Raw genomic sequence first — 655 nt, 5'->3', positions numbered from 1 at the left:
CCACTGGACTGATCCAGCCGGGCAGCCTGGTCGAGAATGCCTACAAAATCCGGCTGCCGGCGGACGCCGACGAGGCAAGGCTCAAGGCCATCCAGGATCAGGCCGCCACGGATTTTCCGGAAGCCGGCTGGTCGATCCGCACGCGCAGCAACGCGGCGCCCGCGCTGTCGTCCAACATCGAACGCTTCTCGCAGTTCCTGACCCTGGTCGGGCTGACGGCGCTGGTGGTCGGCGGCGTCGGCGTCGCCAATGCGGTGCGCGCCTATCTCGACGGCAAGCGCGGCGTCATCGCCACCTTCAAGAGCCTGGGCGCTTCGGGCGGCTTCGTCTTTGCCGTCTATCTCGTGCAGATCCTGATCATAGCCGGATTGGGTGTCGTGCTAGGCCTTGTGCTCGGCGCACTAATGCCCTTCGCGGCGAGCGCGGCCTTGCAATCCGTCATTCCGGTGCCGGCCGAAGGCGGCTTCTATCCCGGCGCGCTCGGCATGGCGGCGCTGTTCGGCCTGCTGGTGACGTTGGCTTTCGCGCTGCTGCCGCTCGGCCGCGCCCGCGACGTGCCGGCAACCGCGCTGTTTCGCGAAATGGGACTGGAAGGCCGCGGCTTGCCGCGCCCCGCCTATGTCGCGGCGGCCATAGGCATCGCGCTGCTGCTTGC

Annotated in this window: 1 protein-coding gene; it reads left to right on the top strand. The window is 68.2% G+C overall.

Annotated elements, in window-relative coordinates:
• On the top strand, window positions 1-655 hold a 655-nt coding region (locus ENZ75_RS33565; RefSeq protein ID WP_128278690.1), incomplete at both ends, for an FtsX-like permease family protein.

The organism is Mesorhizobium sp. M7A.F.Ca.CA.002.04.1.1 (assembly GCF_004022805.1).
GTDB lineage: Bacteria > Pseudomonadota > Alphaproteobacteria > Rhizobiales > Rhizobiaceae > Mesorhizobium > Mesorhizobium ciceri.
Note: the sequence above shows the minus strand (reverse complement) of the source record. Positions and strands in the feature narration are given on the sequence as shown.